Source organism: Paenibacillus timonensis, from assembly GCF_022427145.1.
Classification (GTDB): domain Bacteria; phylum Bacillota; class Bacilli; order Paenibacillales; family Paenibacillaceae; genus Fontibacillus; species Fontibacillus timonensis.
Map to the genome: position 1 here is coordinate 18,665 of NZ_JAKSXN010000001.1, position 18,966 is coordinate 37,630.

At 53.0% G+C, this 18,966-nt stretch carries 18 protein-coding genes; 5 read left to right on the forward strand and 13 right to left on the reverse strand.

Features of this window, described 5'->3' with window-relative positions; all coding sequences use genetic code 11:
* Nucleotides 1-7 precede the first annotated feature (7 nt).
* The 7 genes from MJ257_RS00095 to MJ257_RS00125 all read right to left on the reverse strand — a co-directional run bounded on the left by MJ257_RS00095 (nucleotide 8) and on the right by MJ257_RS00125 (nucleotide 9,580).
* Nucleotides 8-1,702 carry an extracellular solute-binding protein gene (locus MJ257_RS00095; RefSeq protein ID WP_240267356.1) on the reverse strand — a complete coding sequence of 565 codons (1,695 nt, stop codon included), beginning with the start codon at nucleotides 1,700-1,702 and terminating at the stop codon, nucleotides 8-10.
* A complete protein-coding gene (locus MJ257_RS00100) occupies nucleotides 1,699-4,122 on the reverse strand; it encodes a helix-turn-helix domain-containing protein (RefSeq protein WP_240267357.1) in 2,424 nt (807 codons plus the stop codon). The genes MJ257_RS00095 and MJ257_RS00100 overlap by 4 nt, the downstream gene beginning before the upstream one ends.
* A 161-nt stretch (nucleotides 4,123-4,283) precedes the next feature.
* On the reverse strand, nucleotides 4,284-5,414 hold the full coding sequence (locus tag MJ257_RS00105; protein WP_240267358.1) for a glycoside hydrolase family 88 protein: 1,131 nt from the start codon (nucleotides 5,412-5,414) through the stop codon (nucleotides 4,284-4,286).
* 37 nt (nucleotides 5,415-5,451) lie between these two features.
* Nucleotides 5,452-6,336 (reverse strand): carbohydrate ABC transporter permease, encoded by an 885-nt coding sequence (locus MJ257_RS00110; protein ID WP_240267359.1) that lies wholly within the window; start codon nucleotides 6,334-6,336, stop codon nucleotides 5,452-5,454.
* Between the two features lie 11 nt (nucleotides 6,337-6,347).
* Nucleotides 6,348-7,271 carry an ABC transporter permease gene (locus tag MJ257_RS00115; RefSeq protein ID WP_240267360.1) on the reverse strand — a complete coding sequence of 308 codons (924 nt, stop codon included), beginning with the start codon at nucleotides 7,269-7,271 and terminating at the stop codon, nucleotides 6,348-6,350.
* 59 nt (nucleotides 7,272-7,330) lie between these two features.
* Complete coding sequence (locus MJ257_RS00120) at nucleotides 7,331-8,986, reverse strand: extracellular solute-binding protein (protein ID WP_240267361.1); 1,656 nt, start codon at nucleotides 8,984-8,986, stop codon at nucleotides 7,331-7,333.
* Between the two features lie 210 nt (nucleotides 8,987-9,196).
* On the reverse strand, nucleotides 9,197-9,580 hold the full coding sequence (locus MJ257_RS00125; RefSeq protein WP_240267362.1) for a RidA family protein: 384 nt from the start codon (nucleotides 9,578-9,580) through the stop codon (nucleotides 9,197-9,199).
* A 105-nt stretch (nucleotides 9,581-9,685) separates the two neighbouring features.
* On the opposite strand from MJ257_RS00125, the gene MJ257_RS00130 reads away from it, so the two are divergent.
* The 4 genes from MJ257_RS00130 (at nucleotide 9,686) to MJ257_RS00145 (ending at nucleotide 12,088) form a co-directional block, all read left to right on the forward strand.
* On the forward strand, nucleotides 9,686-10,018 hold the full coding sequence (locus tag MJ257_RS00130; RefSeq protein WP_240267363.1) for a winged helix-turn-helix transcriptional regulator: 333 nt from the start codon (nucleotides 9,686-9,688) through the stop codon (nucleotides 10,016-10,018).
* Nucleotides 10,015-10,932, forward strand: coding sequence for a helix-turn-helix transcriptional regulator (locus MJ257_RS00135; protein WP_240267364.1), 918 nt, complete (start codon nucleotides 10,015-10,017; stop codon nucleotides 10,930-10,932). The genes MJ257_RS00130 and MJ257_RS00135 overlap by 4 nt, the downstream gene beginning before the upstream one ends.
* A 63-nt stretch (nucleotides 10,933-10,995) precedes the next feature.
* Nucleotides 10,996-11,514 carry a DinB family protein gene (locus MJ257_RS00140; protein WP_240267365.1) on the forward strand — a complete coding sequence of 173 codons (519 nt, stop codon included), beginning with the start codon at nucleotides 10,996-10,998 and terminating at the stop codon, nucleotides 11,512-11,514.
* Between the two features lie 4 nt (nucleotides 11,515-11,518).
* Complete coding sequence (locus MJ257_RS00145; RefSeq protein WP_240267366.1) at nucleotides 11,519-12,088, forward strand: YdeI/OmpD-associated family protein; 570 nt, start codon at nucleotides 11,519-11,521, stop codon at nucleotides 12,086-12,088.
* Between the two features lie 36 nt (nucleotides 12,089-12,124).
* Here the strand turns inward: MJ257_RS00145 and MJ257_RS00150 are convergent, their stop codons facing one another.
* Nucleotides 12,125-12,979, reverse strand: coding sequence for a helix-turn-helix domain-containing protein (locus tag MJ257_RS00150; protein WP_240267367.1), 855 nt, complete (start codon nucleotides 12,977-12,979; stop codon nucleotides 12,125-12,127).
* 108 nt (nucleotides 12,980-13,087) lie between these two features.
* Here MJ257_RS00150 and MJ257_RS00155 point away from each other — a divergent pair, with 108 nt between their 5' ends.
* Nucleotides 13,088-14,254, forward strand: coding sequence for an epoxide hydrolase family protein (locus MJ257_RS00155; RefSeq protein ID WP_240267368.1), 1,167 nt, complete (start codon nucleotides 13,088-13,090; stop codon nucleotides 14,252-14,254).
* Between the two features lie 38 nt (nucleotides 14,255-14,292).
* Here the strand turns inward: MJ257_RS00155 and MJ257_RS00160 are convergent, their stop codons facing one another.
* Genes MJ257_RS00160 through MJ257_RS00180 form a run of 5 tightly spaced genes read right to left on the reverse strand, consistent with a single transcriptional unit; the run spans nucleotide 14,293 to nucleotide 18,871 of the window.
* The gene (locus tag MJ257_RS00160; RefSeq protein WP_240267369.1) at nucleotides 14,293-15,330 is read right to left on the reverse strand and encodes a Gfo/Idh/MocA family protein; all 1,038 of its coding nucleotides are present in this window, start codon (nucleotides 15,328-15,330) and stop codon (nucleotides 14,293-14,295) included.
* A 13-nt stretch (nucleotides 15,331-15,343) separates the two neighbouring features.
* The gene (locus MJ257_RS00165) at nucleotides 15,344-16,312 is read right to left on the reverse strand and encodes a sugar phosphate isomerase/epimerase family protein (RefSeq protein ID WP_240267370.1); all 969 of its coding nucleotides are present in this window, start codon (nucleotides 16,310-16,312) and stop codon (nucleotides 15,344-15,346) included.
* A gap of 14 nt (nucleotides 16,313-16,326) precedes the next feature.
* Entirely contained in the window at nucleotides 16,327-17,037 is a 711-nt protein-coding gene (locus MJ257_RS00170) for a ThuA domain-containing protein (RefSeq protein WP_240267371.1), read from the reverse strand.
* Nucleotides 17,034-17,786, reverse strand: coding sequence for a sugar phosphate isomerase/epimerase family protein (locus tag MJ257_RS00175; protein WP_240267372.1), 753 nt, complete (start codon nucleotides 17,784-17,786; stop codon nucleotides 17,034-17,036). The genes MJ257_RS00170 and MJ257_RS00175 overlap by 4 nt, the downstream gene beginning before the upstream one ends.
* 11 nt (nucleotides 17,787-17,797) lie before the next feature.
* Nucleotides 17,798-18,871 carry a Gfo/Idh/MocA family protein gene (locus MJ257_RS00180; RefSeq protein WP_240267373.1) on the reverse strand — a complete coding sequence of 358 codons (1,074 nt, stop codon included), beginning with the start codon at nucleotides 18,869-18,871 and terminating at the stop codon, nucleotides 17,798-17,800.
* Nucleotides 18,872-18,966 lie beyond the last annotated feature (95 nt).

The following is an 18,966-nucleotide window of genomic DNA, read 5'->3' on the forward strand; positions in this document are numbered from 1 at the left end:
ATTTGCCCTATTTGGAAACCGCCATTCCCTTGACAGACAACGCTTGGTTGAACCGATCCAGAGACTGCTGCTGAATATGAATGGCCCGGTCAATGCCCATGGCGCGAATTTGCTCTACGTAACCTTCAAACGCGTCCAGCGGCTCAATGCCGTAGATGATCTTGAGCGACATCTCATCCACCATGCGGTTCACTTCTTGCATAATGACGGAAAATTCCGTGCTCTCCTCTTCGGTTTTCGGCAAGGTCGGCAAATTGTGGAGCGAAGCATCCGTATCGGACCAGAGCCGGATGGCCTCCTGCTGCTCCTTCAGCGTGTAATACTGCTCCATGTAACGCACATCCTGCACGAACGGACCGAAATAGCTGGCCCGGGTATACATGGCGAGCGCTTGGGACGGGGCCCACCGGTTCGGATTGTTTAAGATGAGTTCGGTATAAGCAGGATAGCCGTCCTTCATTTCGTAGCTGACTCCCTCGATCCCGAAATTAAACAGCATATGGCCTTCCGGGCTATACCCGTAATCCAGCATGCGGGCCGCCTCCTCCACCTGCCGGTTGCTTGTCGAAATCGCAACGCCGCCGCTGGTACCAACGGCTGGCGCGAACTGGCCGAATTTCGGGCGATCTCCTTTCTTCAACACCGGATACGGCACCGGAGCCAGTTCGACAGCGGGATCCTTCGCTTTCATGATCGGCAGCCAAGTCCCGATTCCCGCTCCGGCATTCCAGATGCTTGCGCCGCTGCGCCCAAGGATCATGCTGGTATCCTGGGTTTCAGAATCAACCGCGGCGAGATTGGGATCGATCAGCCCTTCCTTGAACCAATCGCGGAACAAAGCCAGAAACGCTTTGTACTCCGGCTCGATCGCGCCGAATTTAACCTTGCCTTGCTCCTGGTAAAAGTCCTTCTTAATCCCAAAGGCGCCAACGAATCCTCCCCCTTCGATGCCGAACAGCGGATTCGGAACGCCCAGAAACGTCAATGGCGCTTTAGCGCCTTTCCGTTCCTTGAACGCCTTCAGCACGTCGTGCCATTCCTCGATCGTCACCGGCACCTCAAGCCCGAGCTCATCCAGCCAATCCTTGCGGATAATGGGTCCTTGGTAAGTGCGTAGCCGCTTATCGCCTTGAATGAACGGGAACGCGTAATAACTCCCGTTCGCCGTGCGCACCTGCAGATCGATTTCGGGATGCTCGCTCAGGTATTTTTTGAGATGAGGAGCGTATTGATCGATGATCTCGTTCAGCCTCAGGATATAGCCGTCATTGATCGCCTTCTCGGGCCCGCCCGGATAGTTGATCCATTCGTACTCGATCAAATCCGGCAACTCGCCGGAAGCGAGCAGAATGCTCAGCGCTTCTTTCCCTTGATTGCCGGGGGGCTGGATGAAGTGCAACTCCACTCCGGTTCTCCGTTGCCATTCCTGAAAGAAAGGGACTTCGCCGAAGCTGGACTTAATGCTGGCCGCATTGCCGTTTAATTCGGCCCAGTAGGTGAGCGACGGCCGGTTGTCCACCTCGCTGCCCTCGCTATTACGCAAAACCTGCGGAGTTCCCGGCGATGCCGCCGGGCTCTCGCGAAAACGCCCCTCGGCAGGATCGCACGCGGCCAACAGAACGGCCAGCAATGCCAGCACTAGCGTCACCGAAATTCCTCGATTGGCGGGAGGATCTCCGCCCTTCTTCCGCATTCGCGTCATCCCGTAGCCTCCTTCCCGTTCATTCCGCTGATCTCCTTATACCTGCCGGGCGTGATGCCTTCGTATTTTTTAAAGACCCGAATGAATGTGGCCGCATCGTTATACCCCACGACCTTGCAGAGTTCGCTGATCGAATCGGTTTTGGTCCGCATGAGCTCCTTGGCCTGTTCGATCCGGCAGCGATGGATGCTGTCCAGCAGTCCTTCGCCCGTCTGATTCTTGTAGAGCTTGGAGAGATAACTGCCTTTCATGCCAAAATACTCGCCGATCGCATTCACGTTTAGATTCACGTCGCTGTAGCGTGCCGCGATATAGGCCGTCACCTGCTCGGTCAAACTGCGAAGCGAGTCCTCCCGCTCCCTCGCAAGATGGCTTGCGCGTTTGTCGGCAGCAAAGGCACAAACCTCATGCAACAAGTCTTGCAGAGCGTGTTGCATATCCTGAACGGTATCGCAGGCCAGTACATCGTCAATCCACAGCGGGTACCCGGCCAATCGGCAATCGTCATCGTGCCCGCCCAGCTCATGAATCACTTTAATCATGGTGCTCACCAGATTAAACATGAGGCATTTCGCGACGTTGAGCGACATGACCGGCTGCTCCAGATTGCGCCTCATGATCTCATTCATGTAGCTGCCGGCCTGCTCGGCATCGCCGGCTTTGATGAAATTGATGAGCTGCTGTTCAACTTGCAGCGGATAATCGTACCCGTACGGGCCATTCGCCGACTCGTGACGGATATCGCCGTGGGCGATGATCCCTTTTTTGCCGAGCACCATCTTGTATTCCATCGCGTCCACCGCCTCCTGATAGGCTTCATGGATGCCGATCCAGGACGCGTGCCGGCCGCTGATCGAGATGGTCAACTCCATGTCGTAGCGCTCCAGGAACCGCTGCGCTTCCCCCGCAATTTCGTTCAGTTCCTGACTCCACCCGGAAGATGAGGTGTCTGCGTTCAAATTGACCAGGCAGACCATCATTTCATCGGCCTCCGCGACGTACCCGGCGTGCCCGCGGCTCGCGACAAGCTCCTCAACCACGTTGGAGATGATGAGCTGAATCAGCTTGCTTCTTTCGTTAAATCCCACGCCCGGCAGCTTATCGTATAGACTTTCCTCGTTTTCGATGACGAACAGAATCACGGCAAAATCCCGCGAATGCAGCGGCATTTGAAACGAACGAAACGATTCTTCATAAGGGACCAGGGGATCGGTTTTTCCTTTCAGCAGCCGATATATTAAGTTGGAGCGAAGCACTTGCTGGTGCTTTTGCAGCTGCTGGGCAATCTCGTTTTTCTCGGTCCGCGTACGCTGGATCATGTTCTGGATGAACCGCAGCTCGTTGGGTTCGCCGGGCAAGGCTTGCGCATTTTTGTCGGTCAGCGATTCCACCAGCTGTTGGATTGGGGAGTAATTACGCCGCATAAAGAACCACGTCAGCACCCCCGCGCCAATGAGGCTGACCAGGATGCTGATATAGGTAAAATTGCGGACATAGACGGCTTTTTCCCAATACAATCCGCTGGGTATGATCAACGCATATTTGAGTTCGGATACTGTGGATTCCATGTAAAACAACTCCGAATCCCCCGCCTGCGCCTGATCCAGCTTCACGCGATTGCCGTCCATGAAGGGAAGCAGCTCGCCCGCATGGTCCCGATTGGTCATCAGCACTTCGTTATTCTGATTCAGAATCAACAGCAATCCGTCGCTGAAGCCCGAAATCCCTTCAATGGCTTGTTGAAACCGGCTCGTATCGGCCATCACCACGACGGTTCCCGGCTCTTGCCCGTTCAAACTCGGGGGCAGCTGCGTGACGTAAGCGATGGAGGATTCCGTCGGTCCCGCGTTCACATGAGGAAGCACGACAAACCGATTTGTATCCGCTTCCAAGATTGTGTGCTGCCAAGCCTCCATACTCATGGCCCCGGTCTGGTGAATGGTATGGAAGGCGGTTGGCAAATCCCTAATATTTCCCGCCCGGAGAACCGCATCCCCTTTTTTCCAAACCACGTAAAATTCATCAATCGTTGCGTACGACGTCTTAAACAGACGAAACTCCTTGACGAGCTGGTAAGCCGTGTAAGGAGCTTCCGATTCGGCTTGGTTGGAGTACATCAGCGTCTGTAAGTTCGGACTCCAGGTTATCTCCATATTCAGCCGTTTCATCAAATCGATTTGCGTGTCGATCGTATAGCGCATTTGCTTCAGCAGCGAATCGTTCGCCCGGTGAATTTCGCTCTTTAACGCCGCATTGGCTTGAGCATAAATGACGAGGCTGATCAGAATCGGCACGAACAACACCGCACTGTACGAAACAAGCCAGGTTACGATCACGCTTTCCCGCTTCCGCCACAAAGATTGAATGTTCAGCATCCGTTCCTCCCCGTATTCTTCCGGTTTGTAGGTTTGTCGGTGCATCAGATCAAGACCTAATTATAACGGCTCCCCCCGGCAAAAGCCTATAGATAAAAAGTTCAATTCGATTGACAATAACGGCAGGCGAGCGGCACTGCTACCATCCAACGCAAATAGCCCGAACGGACCTTGCGGTCCCTCGGGCTGAAATTCATGATTTGCGATTAAAAAATGCGCCGGTTCCACCCTCTGAGCTTGGCAAAGGCCTCCACAAAGAAGTAATCGCCGTAAATCAGCGAAACGTTCACGTTCTGGTTCGCCGGTTTGTGGCCGGTTCCCTGAACCAAGATGGCTTCATGCCCCGGATCGTCCCAGGTGGCATACTTGGCCGCCAGCGAACGGAGCATCCGTTCGGCTGCCGTCCGGTAAGGTCTACCGACGGGGTCTTCCAGCAAATCGGCGAGCTCCAGCAAGCCGGATGCGGCGATCGCCCCAGCCGAGGTATCGCGGGGAATTCCATCGTCCCCGGCCTCAGGCGTGGCGCGAAAATCCCACGGCGGCACGCCGTCCTCCGGCAAGCTGGCGACAAAGAAATTCGCCACGCGTTGCGCCGCGCTTAAGTACGCGGAATCTCCGGTGTAGCGGTAGGTGTTCGCCAGACCGTAAAGCGCCCAGGCGTTCCCCCGGCTCCAGGCCGAGTCGGGACCGGCCCCTTGCCCTCCCAGCGCCTCCACGCGTTCGCCCGATTCCGGGTCAAAGGCGACGATGTGATGGGTGGAACCGTCGGCTCGCACGAATTGCTTCACGACCATATCCGCGTGCGCCTTGGCAATATGGGCAAACCGAGGATCGCCGCTCTCCTGGGAGGCCCAGAACAGCAGCGATACGTTCATCATCGTATCAATGATCGACCATCCCGCCTTATCGTTACCGTTCCAGGCCCGGAGGTAGCTGCCCCGCGGGTTGAAACGCCCGGCCAGGAAGTTTGCCGCGAACAACCCCCGCCGCAAGGCGTTCTTGTCGCCCGTCAGCTTATATTTGAAAACCGCCGTCGGCAAGAAATGAAAACCCACGTCGTGATCAAAGGCATTCTCCTGCAGGAACAACTCGAACAACCGCTCATCCCAAGGCCACGCAGCCTCTCTCCAACGATCCTCTCCCGTCATCTCGTACATCAGCCACAGCATTCCCGGCCAGAACCCGGCGGTCCACCAGTCCAGCCTCGTATCGTCGTAAATTCCGTCAGCCCCCGCGACATGGGGGCACTTGTCTCCCAGGGCCTCCCGCATACGGGACATTTTCGCTTCCAACCGCGGCCATATCTCTAGGCCGATCGATTCGATGGTCGTTGTCATGCTTCTCCTCCTCAACCGTTCCTAATGGATGTTGCCATCAACCCTTCAACGATCCCACCATAACGCCTTTCACGAAATAACGCTGTAAAAACGGATACACGCACATAATCGGAAAAGTCGCCACGATGATCGTCGCGTATTTGATCGTCTCCCCGATCTGAAACCGATCGCCGGCGGAGGCCCCGATCGACATGCTGTCCGTCGAGTTGGAGATCAGGATTTCGCGCAGCACGAGCTGCAGCGGGAACAGTTCCCGGCTTTTGATGAACACGGAGGCATAGAACCAGCCGTTCCATTTGTCCACCGCATAATACAAGATCATCACGGCGATCACGGGCATGGAGAGCGGGATAATGATCCGGAACAGGATCGTGAAATGGTTCGCCCCATCGATCTTTGCCGATTCCTCCAGGCTGTCCGGGATGCCCATGAACGAGGTGCGCATAATGATCAAATTAAACGTGCTGATTGCAAACGGAATAATCGTGGACCACAACGAGTCCAGGAGGCCAACGCCTTTGACGACCAAATACATCGGAATCAGCCCGCCGCCGAAAAACATCGTAAATACGATGAGGAACATGAACATTTTGTTCCACATCACGTTTTTGCGGGACAACACATAAGCGCCCAGCGCCGTCATGAAGAGGTTGACGGTCACCCCGAACACGACGATAAACAACGTGTTGCGAAACCCGATCCCGATCCCCGGATTGGCGAGAACGCTCTCATACGCTGCCAAGCTGAAGCCGACCGGCTTCCATAGAAACCCCTTATGAGCCAGGAGCTGGGCCGAGTCGCTGAACGACGCGAACAATACATAGAGCAGCGGATACAAGGTAGCCGCTACCAACAGGATCAACAGGGTATAGTTAATTGCATTAAATACAGGGTCCAACCAACCGCTGCTTTCCGTCTTCATCCCTCTTCACCTCACCATAAGCTGTTTTCGTTCACTTTGCGGCTGATGTAATTCGCGGAGATGAGCAACGCGAGATTGATCAACGAATTAAATAACCCGACGGCCGAGCTGTAGCTCCAGCCGAACTCCAGCAAGCCCTTGCGGTACACGAACGTGGAAATGACGTCCGCGGTCTCGTACGTGACCGAATTATACAGCAAAATAATCTTCTCGAAACCAACGTTAAGCAAATTTCCGATCCGTAAGATGAACATAATGGTGATGACCGGCAGCAACCCCGGCAGTGTGATATAGAACATCTGCTTGAGCCGGCTGGCCCCGTCCATCCGTGCGGCCTCGTATTGCTCAAGGTCAATGCTCATGAGCGCCGCGATGTAAATGATCGACTCCCAGCCGATCCGCTGCCAAATTTCGGATAACACATAGATGGGCCGAAACAGCTCGGGTTTCTGCAGCATGGCCTGCCCGTCGTACCCAAACTGCATGAACAGCCGATTAATGAGGCCGTCCGCATTCGTAAAGTCCGTAATGATGCCGCAGATGACCACAAGCGAGATGAAGTACGGCATATACGTAATCGTCTGGACAACCCGTTTGAAATGGCGGCGTCGCACTTCGTTGATCAGCAAAGCCAAAATGATCGGTGCGGGAAACTCAAAAATCAGCGTGTACAAGCTGATCATGATCGTATTTTTCAGCACCCGCAAGAAATAGTAGCTGCCGAAGAAGTCCTCGAAATGCTTCAGCCCGACCCAATCGCTTCCGAGAATGCCCTTGATCGGGGAGAAATCCTTAAATGCGATCACCGCGCCGTACATCGGGCCGTAGTGAAAAACCAGATAGTAGGCGACGACGGGAATCATCATGAGATACAGGTATTTGTTCATCCGGAAGTCCCGGATAAACCGACGTTTGAAGGAGGTTGGTTTGCTCATGCGTCTTCGAATTCACCTCATTTCGAATCGGGAGGGCTACGTGCCCTCCCGCAGGGCTGTTACCGGCTGTTATAACGCTCCAGCGCCGCCGTCTGGATTTCGATGGCCCGATCCAGGCGAAGCGACTTCATTTTGTCCACGTAGCTCTCGAACTGATCGACGGATTCCTCGCCCAAAATGATCTTGATCGTCATCTCATCCACCAGCGTGTTCATGTCGTTCATGATGGCCGCATATTCCGAGCTTTCCTCGGGCGTTGGCGTAATCGGCGGCAGTTGATATTTTGCGGCATCGGTATTCTTCCAGATTTCGATGGCATCCCGCTGGGTTTGCAGGGCGAAGAACTGCTCCGCATAACGTTTATCTTGCACGAAAGGCCCGTTGTAGCTGCCGCGGGCATATAAAGAGATCGCTTGCGCCGGCGCGAGTTTATCCGGATTTTTCATAAGCAGGTCCGTGTACTTCGGATATCCGTCCACCATCTCGTAGCTGACGCCTTCCTCCCCAAAGTTGAAGAACATATGACCTGCCTCGCTGTACCCGTAATCGAGCATTTGAACCGCCAGCTCCGGGTTCTTAGCCGCGGTCGTAATCGCGACCGTGCCTTCGGACGAGTACGCTTGATTGCGCTGCCCGAATTTCGGCTTGTCGCCTTTGTTCAATACCGGATAAGGCGTCGCCACGAGCACCGCTTTCGGGTCGTTCGCCTCGATCAGAGGTTGCCATTTCCCCATGCCGCCGCCGGCATTGCCGATCGCGGCCCCCGTAGCTCCGGAAGCGAGATTGCTGTCCAGCGCTTTCCCATCGACCGTCGCGATATTTTTATCGAGCAGCCCTTCCTTGTACCAAGACTGGAACAGTCTTAAGTATTCCTTGAATCCCGGTTCCGCCGGGCCGAACTTAATCACGCCGTCTTCTTGGTAAAATCCTTGGGTCACCCCGAAAGCGCCAAGGAACGCCCCGTTGTAAGATTCATTGAAGAAGCGCGGTTTGCTGACCATCGAGAGCGGAGCGGCAGCTCCCTTCTTCTCTTTGAACGCTCTAAGCGTTGTGGTCCACTCGTCGATCGTTTCCGGCACCGGCAGTCCCAGGTCATCCAGCCAATCCTTGCGGATCATCGGTCCCTGGAATACCCGCAGATACTCATCCCCCCGTATGAACGGAAACACGTAGTAGCTACCGCTGTCGGTTTTCACCATTTTATCGATATCGGGATTTGCCTCCAGATACTTCTTCAAGTTAGGCGCATATTTGTCGATGAGATCGTTCAGGCGAAGGATATATCCGTCGCTGATCGCTTTCTCCGGCCCGCCGGGAAAACTCATGAAATTGTATTCGATCATGTCCGGCAAATCGCCCGACGCGAGCATGACGTTAAGCGCTTCGCGGCCTTGGCCTGCCGGCGGCGCTAGAAACTCAAGCGGTACCCCCGTATTCTCCTGCCATTTTTTGAAAAAAGGAACGTCTTGGTGCGTGTTTTTGACGCCGACCAAATTCCCGGTAAGCTCTCCCCAATACGTCAGCGTCTCATCCGTTTGGATCGGATACGTCGCCGCCTCCGTCACCGGCGCGTTCCCTCCCGAGTTGGCTCCGCCTTCGTTTTGGTTTGCGCTTCCCGCTTGCCCTCCGTTGGAACAAGCCAACAGCGTGGTGCCAAGCATGCCGATGGCCAAAGCGGTGGAAATCCATCGAGGCATGATTTTTTTGTTGTCCATGTACCTTCCCCCTCCATGATTTGAAATGGGCGGTGAATAACCCATACCCAGCATACGGGCATCGAACGAAGCAGGCCTATGGGCAAAACCTCCAATGGCATGTTGATTTCGTTTAGGGGGATTGACGATTTGTGCAATGGAGTTGATGATACATATAAAAAAGCTCACCGAACATTATGTTCCGTGAGCTTTAAGCACGTTTGCTCCGCCTTAATCCAGATGGGCGACGGCGCTGATTTCAATCAACTGCTCGGGCGAAGCCAGGTAGGTCACCCCAAGCAGTGATCCGGCGGGTCGGTGTTCTCCCACATAATCCTTAAACAACCCAAGCACAGCTTCAAAATGCTCCTGTGGGCGGGTCAAATAAACCTCCAAATAAGCAAGGTTCGATCTTTGGGCCCCAAAGCTCCCGAGCACGCGATCCAAATTGTCGAGCGTTTGCCGGGTTTGGGCTTCGATATCCCCAGCGCCAACGAATAAGCCATGCGCATCATGGGAGAATTGTCCGGAAATATAGAGGGTGCCGTTGACCGCATACCCCTGGGAAATGCCATGATCCCAAAGATCATGGTTGTACGTCTGGATTTGAGCCATTGTTTTCTCTCCTTTACATCAAAGTAAGGATAGTATAAACTGGGCACAAATTAAGAAGTAGTACGCACTATTTTGAAAGGTACTACCCGAAAGGATAGTGAAATGATGGGAATGGCGGATTATCAAGGGATAGGCCGGATTCAAGAAACGCCGTTTGGCTATACCCTTTCGGTGATCGGCGGGAAGTGGAAAATGCTGATTTTATACCTCCTGGCGGAGAATCAGCCGGTTCGTTTTAATGAAATGAAAAGACGGCTTAGTCCAATTACTTATAAAATGCTCAGCTCCCAGCTGAAAGAACTGGAGGCGGATGGTCTGGTGGATCGGAAGGAATATCCCCAGGTCCCTCCCAAAGTCGAATACCGGCTGACTCCTAAAGCGGAGACGCTCATCCCCGTTATGGAGCAGTTATGTGATTGGGGAAGGAGATCCCTATGAAATTGGAGCGATTGATCTCCATCATTTATAAGCTGCTGAATCACGATGTTTTGTCAGCTGCCACGCTGGCCGAGGAATACCAAGTTTCGCCAAGAACCATCTATCGGGATATCGATGTGCTCTGCGCCGCCGGCTTCCCGGTCGTCTCGTATCAGGGCACGAACGGCGGATACGGTATCATGGACGGGTACAAAATGGACAAAAGCTTGTTGGGCTCCTATGATGTAGCTTCCCTCATTACCGTGCTGAACAGCTTATCTACCGTATTCGAAGACGAGCGTGCCCAAGGAACCATCGAACGGTTGCAAACGATTGAACCGGAGTATCGTTCGCCAAGCTTGGCCGTAGACTTGGAAACCCGCCGGACGGATACAGGCGTGCTTCCTCTTCTTCGGTCCGCCATCACGCAGCGAATGGTCGTGCGGTTTGATTACATCAATGCCCAGAATCAACGCCGGTCCCGCGAACTGGAGCCGCTGCGGCTCCAGTTTAAATTTGGCAACTGGTACGTCTATGGGTATTGCCGGTCAAGGCAGGATTATCGGGAGTTCCGGTTATCCCGGATGCTGAATGTACGTCTCATGCCGGATTCGTTTGGGCCGCATCACGAGGTACCGGAGAAGACCGGTTCCGGCAGTAAGTCATGGCAAGGACAGGTGGAAGAAGTCGTAATCCGGGTGAACCCTGAATCTTTGGCCGATGTCATGGACCAGTTTCACCAGGCGGAGAAGCAATTTCACGACGATGGGAGCATGACCGTGCGGATTCCGGTATACCAACCTCTTGGTGCACGCTGGCTCTGGTCCATTCTGCTCAGCTTTGGCGGCGGCGCCGAAGTCCTCGAGCCGCCCCAACTTCGCGGGATCATCAAGGAACAACTGCAAAAAGCGCTTAAACTTTATGAAGAAGTATGACAGTCTGTTGTCATACTTCTTTTTATATAATCAGGACATCCACAACCAAAGGAGACGATTTAAATGACAAATATTCCACAAGAAATGTACAACTATCACACTTGGGCGAACCAAACGATTCTGGGAAGAATCCGGGAACTCCCCTCCTCCGTATTAAGCCAAGAAGTAAACAGCTCGTTCCCTACTCTTGCCCACGCGCTAAGCCATATTTATGCCGTGGATCAGATGTGGTATCTGGTGTTAACGGGGATGGAGATGCCTGAAGCCTTTCAAGCAACACGTCCGCTAAACGAACGTGTCCTGGAGTCCGTGGATGAATATGCCCACGCTTATACCGAGTTAGCCGAACAATTCAGTACCTGGTTCCAAAGCCAACCCGATTTGGAGCAATCCGTGCTGTTGAATAATCCGTTCGCCGGTCCCCGCCAAACTCGCCGATCGGAAATGGTGCTGCATCTGGTCAACCACGGTTCCTATCACAGAGGCAACGTATCGACCATGCTGCGTCAGCTCGGCCACGCCTCCACCATGAACGACTATGCGCTATATTGGTATCAGGAACCTGCGGGCTCCCCGAGCTAAAGCGATGGAGATCGAACCGCTGCTTCCCGTGAAATCTAGAGAAGAGCTGAGGGTTTGGCTGCAGGAGAACAGCCGGACCGCGAAATCTTGTTGGGTCGTAGTCGCCATGAAGCCAGATCCGAATATCCTGTCCTATTTGGATGCGGTCGAAGAAGCATTGTGCTTTGGCTGGATCGACAGCATCAAGAAGAAGATCAACGAAACGGAGACCGCGCAAAGGCTGTCTCCTCGCAGGAAGAAGAGTTCATGGACGGAATTGAATAAAGAACGGGTCCGCCGTCTGGAGAAGCTGGGCTTCATGACCGATGAAGGACGAAGGGTTCTTCCCGACATGGGGCCCGATTCTTTTCGGATCGACGGCGTGATCGAACAAAGGCTGCGAGAAGATCCGCAAGTATACGCGAACTTCTTGTCTTTCCCGGTTCTTTATCAAAGAGTTCGGATCGATACGATCCAAAGCGTCAAAAACCAACCCGAATTATTTAAGCGTAGATTAGACAAATTTTTAGTGAACACGAAAGAAAATCATATGTACGGCCAATGGCATGATGGCGGACGATTGCTGGAAGAGTAGCTGCTCCAAAAGCTAGTAAATCACTTTGCAGAACGATTACTGGGCGTTGGAAAACTTGCGAGAGTCGTTCCGATACGTCGTCGGGGACATCCCCTTTTTGGACGTAAATTGTTTGATGAAGTAAGTGTCATATTCAAATCCGGTCGCGCGCGCAATATCGTTCAGATTCATATCGGTATGGGTTAAGAGTTCGCAAGCCACTTTCAACCGATAGGCAAGCAAGTAACCCATCGCGGTCGAACCGCATCTTGCCTGAAACAGCTTATTTAAGGTCACGCGGTTCAAATGCGCGATCTTCGTCAAATCCCCCAAGGTCAACTTGCGGGGATAGTTCGTGTGGATGTACTCTAGCACAAGATCCACCGGAGAAGGCTCGAGATTGCGATTCAACTCCTCCAGCAGGCCTAGAATTTGAATGAGGTATTTCTTGATCCGGCACGCCCATCGTTCATCGCTTTGCGCCATTACTTCCGTGCCAAGCACGAAAAACCATTCAAAGATATACGGATAAGCGTTTACGGTAAGCCGGGGGATGCCCGGATAAGGATCAACTCTTTGAAAAAACGAAAGCCCGGTTTGAATGCTAGGTGCCGAAGGAAAGGATTGCTCCGTTTCGGATAAACGGACGCTGTTCAGGAAATCCGGGTGAAAATGGAAGGATTGAGCAGCTACATGATGCATCTCCGTGACCTGTAGATCATCGTTTTCAGCCAGGCAAAGGACACCCGGAGCGACGATCGAAATGGGATGTCCGTTTAGCGTGCCTTGTAGGCTTCCGGAGGTGATCAAGACGAGCGATCGGCGTTTTGGATACGGAAGTCGGCTTACATCCTCCATCGGGATAAATTCGATGTTGACGATGCGGTTCTTGTATCGGTCTATTTGCGGCATGGCCTCACCTATCAAATCGTATAGTCAAATGCTTCATATATGCCAGTGTATCACACTTTCTCGGGGGATATAATAAACGATGAAACAAGAGAAAGAGGTGTGAATTCGATGTCACTTGAACCATTTCATATTCACGTTTCCGATGAGGTCCTGGACGATCTGAAGAACCGGCTTCATCGCGTGCGCTGGCCCGAGCAACCCGAAAACACCGGTTGGGAAAGAGGAGCGGAGATCAAGGATTTGCAATCGCTAGTTTCCTACTGGAGAGATCAATATGACTGGCGAGCCCAGGAAGCCAAGTTAAACCGCTTCTCCCAATTCCGTTGCCAAATCGACGGGATGGATATCCACTTCGTGCATGAGCGCGGGAAAGGGCCTAATCCCCTGCCCCTGATTCTTACCCATGGGTGGCCTGACAGTTATCTTCGTTATGAGAAAATCATCCCTTTGCTTACAGATCCGGCCAGCCATGGCGGCAACGCGGAGGATGCTTTTGACGTGATCGTCCCTTCCTTGCCCGGATTCGGGTTCTCCAGCCGCCCTACACGTCCTGGCATCAATAATGCCCGCATCTCCGAAATGTGGGCAAAGCTCATGACCGAAGAGTTAGGCTACGCGAAATTCGCTGCCGCCGGCGGAGATGTGGGCTCCGGGGTGACAAGGTACCTGGCGGCAAACCATCCCCAGCTGTTATACGGCATCCATCTCTCGGACATCGGGATTCTGCGAGGGCTGATGAATTCAACAGACGAAGCGGAGCTCTCAGAGGAAGAACGGCGGTATAAACAAGCCGCTTCGGCCTGGGTCGCTCAAGAAGGGGGGTATATGTCCATTCAATCGACGCGCCCCCAAACGCTAGCGTATGGTCTGTCCGACTCGCCCGTTGGATTGGCAAGCTGGATCCTTGAGAAGCTTCGGACCTGGAGCGATTGTAACGGGAACCTCCGGCAAAGATTCACCGAAGACGAACTTCTCACCCATATCATGATTTATTGGGTAACGAACACGGTAGGATCGGCTGCCCACCTCTATTATGAAAATGCGCATACGCTGCCGCCTCTCGGGTACATCGCGGTCCCGACCGCCCTTGCCTTGTTCAAGGCGGACATCTTACCTCCGCCCAAGGAATGGGCCATGCGCCATCTGAACGTAACCCGCTGGACCTCGATTCCCCGCGGCGGTCATTTTACCGCCATGGAGGAGCCGGAGCTGATGGCTCAGGATCTTCGGGAGTTCTACCGATCATTTCGATCGTCAAACGAAACAAAAGGCTAACCGCAATCGGTTAGCCTTTCGTTTGGAATGACTGAAGGTCATCCTTTTGGGCATGACTTGAAAATATCGTCAATCAGCTTCATGACCTTGCGAACTTCCTCGTTCTTAACGATCGGCTCTGCACCTTCGCGAACGACCTCATAGAAGTTCTGATAGAACGGAACAAAATCCGCTTTCGGTTCCGGGAATGCCAGTTTCTCGGTGGCTTCCTCCGAAGGAGGTGCCATCGTCTTGGTGAGCCCCACACCCGCTTGGATCGGCGTTGGTGCCGCCACATCCTTCCGGCCGGTCGCCGCAATGATCTCGCCGGACAAATCCCAGTCGTTGATTTTCGCGGTTCCCTCAAGCCCCTTGACGTACCAGCGTGGCAGTTTGGTATAGTTGGTGGTTCCCACTTCAACCAGCGCCTTTACGCCATTTTCAAACGTAATGTAGCTCATGAATCCGTCATCGACTTCATCGCCCAAGATATAGCTTAAATCCGAATATACGCTTTGAATCGGGCTATCTACCAGCCAGAGCAGCTGATCCAGCAAATGGACCCCCCAATCCAGCAGCATGCCGCCGCCGTGCTTTTGCACATGGCGCCAGTCGCCCGGAATGCCGTTCGCTCCTTGAACGCGGGATTCGATTTGGAAAATATCCCCGATCGCCTTGTTTTGGTACAGTTGACGAATGATAAGGAAATCCGGGTCCCAGCGGCGGTTCTGATGGACCATAAAGACATTGCCCGTCTCTTTGGCAACCGCCAAAATCTCATCGAGCTCTTCGGTGTTCATGGCTACCGGCTTTTCGCAAACCACGTGTTTACCCGCCCGCAAGGCTCGAATCGCGATTTCTTTATGCGAATCATTGGGTGTCGCAATCAGAACGGCCTCGATGTTTCCATCCGTTAATACCTCATCCAAACTCGTGTAGATATGCAGGCCTTTGCCCTTGGAGATTTGCTGTCTTTCTCCGGAAATGTCGTAGGTTCCCACCACATGGAAGCGAGTGCTTTCCGCAGGGATTAGGTTGTGGGCATGGTACGAGCCCATGCCGCCATAGCCGATTACGGCAAAGTTTATGATTGACATCTTACTTGCTCCTTTACGCCCACCACATGGCTGAGGGTTGTTCATGGATCATAATCGATTTCAAGTTGGTAATAGCACGAGTGAGCCCTTCGTCTACGGACATAATCGGATCTTCATGCTCAATGCTTAACACATAGTCGTATCCATATACGCGCAAAGCGGAAATGATGTCCGACCACACCTTCAAGTCATGGCCGCAGCCGACCGAACGGAAAGTCCAGGCCCGCGTCTTCACGTTTCCGTAAGGCTGCATGTCCGTCAAGCCGTACATGTTGATGTTGTCTTGGTCCAAATAAGTATCCTTCGCATGGAAATGATGGATCGCGCCGGCTTCCCCAAGGATCTTGACGGCAGCGACCGGATCGATCCCTTGCCACCACAAATGGCTAGGATCCAGGTTACAGCCGATGGCTTTGCCGGTTGCTTCACGCAGTTTCAACATCGTATAAGGCGTATGTGCCAGGAACCCGCCATGAAGCTCAATTCCGATCTTCACGCCTGCCACTTCGGCTTCGGTGTTGATCTCTTTCCAGTACGGGATCAATTTCTTTTCCCATTGGTAGGTGTAATTGTCGTCGTATTCGGTTGGCCAAGGCAATACCGGCCAGTTCACTTGAGTATCCGATGCATTCCCGCCCGATACGCCGGAGAATCCATTGACGACCGGAACGTTCAGAAGGCTCGCCAGCTTGATCGTCTTGCGCAGCAACGCATCCGCTTCGGCAGCCACTTCTTTGACCGGAGAGATCGGATTGTTATGGCAACTGAGCGCGGAGATTTCCAAACCTTTGTCCGCCAATTTGGACAGGTATTCGGATCTTGCTTCGCTGCTTGCCAGCAATTTGTCGATATCCAAATGCGCGTTCCCCGGATAACCGCCGGTGCCGATTTCGACCGTTTGCAAGCCTTTCTTGGCCACTTCCACAATCATCTCTTCAAAGCTCAAAGCATTAAACAATGGCGTAAATACACCCAATTTCATCGATCGTTCCCTCCTTATTGTTCACGTGCTTCGTAATGGCCATAGACCGGATACCGATTTTGCGTTGGAGCGCACCAACGAATCCCGTTCTTAATGACCTTTTGCACTTTTTCGTTATAATAGCTTGGATAGGTTTCATGTCCGGGTTGGAAATAGAAGATCTTCCCGTTCCCACGACGAAAAGTACAGCCGCTGCGGAAGACTTCGCCTCCCGGGAACCAGCTGACAAAAACCAATTCGTCCGGCGCCGGAATATCGAAATGCTCGCCGTACATCTCTTCTTTATCCAATTCGATAAAATCGCCGATTCCCTCGGCAATCGGGTGGCTCGGGTTCACGTTCCAAATGCGGCAATGCTTGCCGTCCTCCCGCCATTTCAGGTCGCAAGAGGTACCCATGAGTTTCTTGAATATTTTGGAAAAGTGTCCGGAGTGCAGCACAACAAGCCCCATGCCTTCCAGGACCCGCTTATGCACGCGTTCCACGATTTCATCGCGTACTTCGTCATGGGCCATATGCCCCCACCAGATCAGGACATCCGTATCTTCCAAAACTTCTTCCGTCAAGCCATGCTCCGGTTCATCCAACGTGGCCGTCTTGACCTTAAACTGATCTTCGCCCAAGAACTTCGCCAATTGGCCATGAATGCCCTCGGGGTACATGTCTTGCACGGCTTTGTCGGTTTTCTCATGCCGGTATTCGTTCCATACGGTGACTTGAATCATTGATGATAGACCTCCTCGACAATGGCCTTGAGGTTCCGGTAATCGATTGCGGTAGCCTCTAGCGGCTGATAACGTTGAAATGCTTCCTGCTCCACAATCAACCAAGGCAATGCCAATTGTTTGGCCATTTGGACATAGTCTTTCATCGGCAGGACGCCGGAGCCGATCTCCGTGCTTTCGCGGGGAGAATCCTGCATGTCTTTCATGTGGAACAGCCCGATCCGCTCCTTATGCTGTTCTAACCAAGGGAGCACGTCCTTGCCCGAATCGGCCAGCCAGTAAAGGTCCATTTCCAAGCGGATATGCTTCGTGCGTTGCACCATGAGATCCAGGATGTCATGACCAGGGATCTCCGTGAATTCATGAGCATGATTATGATAGAAAAACTCCATGCCTTGCTCGGCTGCCTTGTTCGCAATCTCCTCCATTTCGGAAATGAAAGCTAGCCATTCCTCAAGGGTTTGGAAGCTGGCATGGGGAACGACAATTCGAGTATTTCCCATTTCCTTCTCAAAAGCCAACGTTTCTTCCAGACGGTGCTGAAGAGCTTCATGGGAAATGTGAGACCCGGCAACGTGCAGGTCCAGCTCATCCAGGTACCCTTTCACTTCAGCCGCGCTTTTGCCATAATAACCGGCAAACTCGACGCCATCATAGCCGCTCTTTTTCACCTCTTGCAGCGCCTCGTAAAAGTTTTCTCCACAAGCTTCTCGAATACTCCATAATTGCAAAGCAATTTGAGGTTTCATCCGTGCTCCTCCTATAAATAGACCGGCTCGCCCGTTTTCGAGGATTTATAAATCGCTTCTAGGATTTCCGTCACCACCAAAGCTTCCTCCGGCTTCACGACAGGATCGGTATCATTGAGGATCGCTTGAATCCAGGAGTGGGCTTCAAGAACTTCCGGTCTTTCGCCGGCGCCATCGTAGAAGGCGACGCCCCCGGTTTGCAGTTCGATCTTCTTCTCGTACAGCAAGCTGTGGTCTTCGCCGTTGATGGTCAAGCCATTGTTCATATCGGCGCCCGCTTTAGTTCCGCACAGCGTCGTTTTGGCTTCTTTCACATCCAGGCTGTTTAAAGCCCAGCTGGACTCCAGGAAGATCGTTGCACCGTTCTCCATCACCACGAAACCAAACGCGGAGTCTTCCACGGTGAATTTTGCCGGATCCCAAGGTCCCCAAGCATTCGCGGCATTTGGCGTTTGAGACAAGGCATGGTACGTTTTCCCAACCACGTATTTCGGCTTGTAGTTGTTCATCATCCAGAGCGTCAAATCCAACGCGTGCGTGCCGATATCGATCAATGGACCTCCGCCTTGAGCTTCCTCATCCAGGAACACGCCCCAGGTCGGAACCGCACGGCGGCGAATCGCATGGGCTTTGCCGAAATAAATCTCTCCCAATCCGCCTTCTTCGCAAACTTGATGCAAATATCTCGAATCGGTCCGGAACCGGTTTTGATAACCGATCGTTAATTTCTTGCCGGTGCGCTTGGATGCCTCAATCATGCTTCTGGCTTCCTCGGACGTCTTCGCCATCGGCTTCTCGCACATCACATGACATCCCGCTTCCATCGCTGCAATCGAAATGAAAGCATGCGAGGAGTTCGGCGTACACACATGAACGACATCCAAATCGGCATTGGCTAACATAGTCTTGTAATCATCAAACACCTTCGCGTCCGGCGTACCGAATTTCGCTTTGGCTTCCTCCGCGCGTTCCACGATAATATCGCAGAAGGCCACCATTTCCACTTCTTCAACCTTCGAAAGAGCCGGCATATGCTTGCCGTTTGCAATCCCGCCGCATCCGATAATACCAACTTTCAATTTCATCGTATACCTCCTGAAAGCGTTTCTTTTTTTGAATTCATTATAGCCAAATCCGAAGCCGCTTTCTTCCCGCTTTCCCCGCAAAAAACTCCCGAATA